Origin of the sequence: Bergeriella denitrificans NBRC 102155 (assembly GCF_001592185.1) — a bacterium.
Classification (GTDB): domain Bacteria; phylum Pseudomonadota; class Gammaproteobacteria; order Burkholderiales; family Neisseriaceae; genus Neisseria; species Neisseria denitrificans.
This window is the reverse complement of sequence record NZ_BCWL01000187.1, coordinates 1-4148: the sequence shown is the minus strand read 5'-3', so window position 1 is coordinate 4148 and position 4148 is coordinate 1. Positions and strand designations below refer to the sequence as shown.

Annotated in this window: 2 protein-coding genes; one reads left to right on the top strand and one right to left on the bottom strand. The window is 55.3% G+C overall.

Translation table 11 applies throughout. From position 1 onward, the window contains the following. Positions 1 to 104 precede the first annotated feature (104 nt). The gene (gene trpS / locus BDE01S_RS08820; RefSeq protein ID WP_066080366.1) at positions 105 to 1115 is read right to left on the bottom strand and encodes a tryptophan--tRNA ligase; all 1011 of its coding nucleotides are present in this window, start codon (positions 1113 to 1115) and stop codon (positions 105 to 107) included. Positions 1116 to 1499: 384 nt separating this feature from the next. Between trpS and clpB the strand changes: the two genes are divergently transcribed. After that, positions 1500 to 4073: an ATP-dependent chaperone ClpB gene (gene clpB, locus BDE01S_RS08815; RefSeq protein ID WP_066080362.1), complete on the top strand. Its 2574-nt coding sequence runs from the start codon at positions 1500 to 1502 to the stop codon at positions 4071 to 4073. The last annotated feature ends 75 nt before the right edge of the window (positions 4074 to 4148 follow it).

The window sequence follows — 4148 nt, the reverse complement described above, 5'->3', positions numbered from 1 at the left end:
TATAGTCGTTTTAATCTAACGAGATGATTATCGAATGATTACAGAATACACAAAAAGCCGTCTGAAAAATCGTATTTTCAGACGGCTTTTCTGATGGCGCGGGCTTATTTCAGCGCACGGATACCGACGGCGTCGCGTACTTGGTTCAGCAATTCGCGGGCTTCCTTGCGGGCTTTGGCGGCGCCGGCCTGCAGGATGTCTTCGATTTGCGCGGGGTTGGCGGTCAGCTCGGCGTAGCGTTCGCGCGGCTCGGCCAGCTCGGCGTTGATTTTTGCGGCCAAGAGTTTTTTGGCTTCGCCCCAGGCCAGACCTTCGGCGAGCATTTGGGTGAAGTCGGCGGTTTCAGACGGCGTGGCGAAGGCTTTGTAGATTTCGAACAAGGGGCTTTCGTCGGGCTGTTTCGGCTCGCCGGGTTCTTTTAAGTTGGTGATGATTTTGTTGACCGATTTTTGGGTTTTCTTGTCGCTTTCCCACAGCGGAATGGTGTTGCCGTAGGATTTGGACATTTTGCGCCCGTCCAAGCCGACCAGAAGCTCGACGTTTTCGTCGATTTTGACTTCGGGCAGGGTGAAGATTTCTTTAAAGCGGTGGTTGAAGCGGCCGGCGATGTCGCGCGCCATTTCGACGTGTTGGATTTGGTCGCGGCCGACGGGCACTTCTTGGGCTTTAAACATCAAAATATCGGCGCTCATCAGAATCGGGTAGCTGTATAAGCCCATTTCTACGCCGTGGTCTTGGTCTTCCTGGCCTTTGTCGAGATTGTCCTGTACCGCCGCTTTGTAGGCGTGGGCGCGGTTCATCAGGCCTTTGGCGGTGATGCAGGTCAGAATCCAGTTCAATTCCATGATTTCGGGAATGTCGCTTTGGCGGTAAAACGTGGTGCGCTCGGGGTTGAGGCCGCAGGAAAGCCAAGTAGCGGCCACGGCTTGGGTGGACTCGTGAATCATGGCGGGGTCGTGGCATTTGATGATGCCGTGGTAGTCGGCCAAAAAGAGGAAGGATTCGACATCGGGGCTTTGCGCGGCGCGGATGGCGGGGCGGATGGCGCCGACATAGTTGCCCAGGTGCGGGATGCCGGTGGTGGTAACGCCTGTGAGGACACGTTTTTTGCTCATGGTGGGCTTTCCTAAAATAATCAGGCCGTCTGAAAAATGCAGCCGACGGCGAAACAGGCTGATTATAGTGTAACGGCGGGAAAAGCGGAATATGCGGGCAGGGCTTTGCGGCAGCAAAGTGCGGCGGCTTCGGGGCGGTAATCCTATCTGCGCGGCCGGGTTTTTCGGGTATGGGGCGATACCGGAAGCGGTGCATTTTTCAGACGGCCTATTGCCGCGATAAAGCCGTCTGAAAAGTTATTCACATGATGAGTTTGAATTAATTTTATATAAAAACAATTATTTGTTAAAAATAGGGTCTGATTTTGATATTCGGCTATTGAGTTATCCACAGGTGGGCTTATATAGGGGATAACCGAATATTTCCGAGAGAGGAAAATGAATATGAGATTTGACAAACTGACTGCTAAATTCCAACAGGCACTTTCAGACGGCCAAAGCCTGGCGCTGGCAGCCGACAACAGCTATCTGGAAGCCGGCCATGTGTTGAAAGCCATGTTGGACGACCCGAATAGCGGCGCAGGTGCTTTGCTGGCGCATGCGGGCGTAAACGTGACGCAGGTAAAAACGCAATTGGCGCAAACCTTAAACGCGCTGCCGAAAGTATCGGGTAACGGCGGCGAAATCCTGCCGAGTCGCGAATTGCAGGCCGTCTTAAATTTGATGGATAAAGCTGCGACCAAGCGCGGCGATGCCTATATTGCCAGCGAATTGTTTTTACTGGCGCTGGTGCAGCAAAACGATGTGACCGGCAAAATTCTGAAAGAAGCCGGCGCGACCGAACAGAATATCAATGCGGCCATTGAGGCCGTGCGTGGAGGACAAAACGTGAACGACGCCCATGCAGAAGACCAACGCGAAGCCCTGAAAAAATACACCTTAGACCTGACCCAGCGCGCCCGCGAAGGCAAGCTCGACCCCGTTATCGGCCGCGACGACGAAATCCGCCGCGCCATTCAGGTATTGCAACGCCGCACCAAAAACAATCCCGTGCTCATCGGCGAGCCGGGCGTGGGCAAAACCGCGATTGTAGAAGGCTTGGCGCAGCGCATCGTCAACGGCGAAGTGCCGGAGAGCCTGCGTAACAAACGCCTGCTGGTGTTGGATTTGGCGGCTTTGATTGCCGGAGCGAAATACCGCGGCGAGTTTGAAGAACGCTTGAAAGGCGTGTTGAACGATTTGGCCAAAGACGACGGCAACACTTTGATTTTCATTGACGAAATCCATACCTTGGTCGGCGCGGGCAAAACCGACGGCGCGATGGACGCGGGCAACATGCTGAAACCCGCATTGGCACGCGGCGAGCTGCACTGCATCGGCGCGACCACGCTCGACGAATACCGCCAATACATCGAAAAAGACGCCGCACTGGAACGCCGTTTCCAAAAAGTATTGGTGGGCGAGCCGAGCGTGGAGGATACCATTGCGATTTTGCGCGGCTTGCAGGAGCGTTACGAAATCCACCACGGCATCGACATTACCGACCCCGCAATTGTCGCCGCCGCCGAATTGAGCGACCGCTACATCACCGACCGCTTCCTGCCCGACAAAGCCATCGACCTGATTGACGAAGCCGCCAGCCGCATCAAAATGGAGCTGGACAGCAAGCCCGAGCAGATGGACAAACTCGACCGCCGCATCATTCAGCTCAAAATGGAAAAAATGCACGTCGGCAAAGAAAGCGACGAAGCCAGTAAAAAACGCCTGGAGCTGATTGACGAAGAAATCGACGGTCTGCAAAAAGAATACGCCGATTTGGACGAAATCTGGAAGGCCGAAAAAGCAGCCTCTTCCAGCTCCGCCGATTTGAAAAAACAAATCGACGATTTGAAAGTGAAAATCGAGCAGGCCAAACGCCAAGGCGATTATGCCCGCGCATCCGAGTTGGAATACGGCGAACTGCCGAAATTGGGCGAACAATTGCAGGCGGCGGAAAGCCAGCCGGAAGCAAAAAAGGCCAACAAGCTGTTCCGCACCGAAGTGGGGGCAGACGAAGTGGCGGAAATCGTTTCCCGCATGACCGGCATCCCCGTTGCCAAAATGATGGAAGGCGAACGCGAAAAACTGCTGAAAATGGAAGAAGTCTTGCACCGTCGCGTGGTCGGGCAAGACGAAGCCGTCCGCGCCGTGGCCGACGCCATCCGCCGCAGCCGCTCCGGACTGGCCGATCCCGACAAGCCCTACGGCAGCTTCCTGTTTTTAGGCCCGACCGGCGTGGGCAAAACCGAACTGTGCAAAACACTGGCAGGCTTCCTGTTTGACAGCGAAGACCATTTGATCCGCATCGATATGTCGGAATACATGGAAAAACACAGCATCGCCCGCCTGATTGGCGCGCCTCCGGGCTACGTCGGCTACGAAGAAGGCGGCTACCTCACCGAGCAGGTGCGCCGCAAACCGTACAGCGTCATTTTGCTCGACGAAGTGGAAAAGGCACATCCCGACGTGTTCAACATTTTGCTGCAAGTGCTCGACGACGGCCGCCTGACCGACGGACAAGGCCGCACGGTAGATTTCAAAAACACCGTGGTGGTGATGACCTCCAATATCGGCAGCCAGCACATCCAGCAAATGGGTACGGCCGATTACGACGCGTTGAAAGAAGTCGTGATGGAAGACGTGAAAGAACACTTCCGCCCCGAGCTGATTAACCGCATCGACGAAGTCGTCGTATTCCACGGCCTCGCGCAGGAGCATATCCGCAGCATCGCCAAAATCCAGCTCCAATCCTTGGAAAAACGCCTTGCCGCGCAAAACCTGCACCTGCAGGTATCCGACGCCGCGCTCGACCTCATCGCCCAAGCCGGCTTCGACCCGATTTACGGTGCCCGTCCGCTCAAACGCGCCATCCAGTCGGAAATCGAAAACCCGTTGGCCAAAGCGCTTCTGGCCGGACAATACGCGCCCGAGAGCGAAATCCGCGTTGGCGAAGAAAACGGCGTGCTGGTGTTTGCATAAACTTGAACGCATCCGATTAGTCCGCGCGGCTGTATGAAGCTGCTGCAAACAAGCCGTCTGAAAAATGCGATTTTT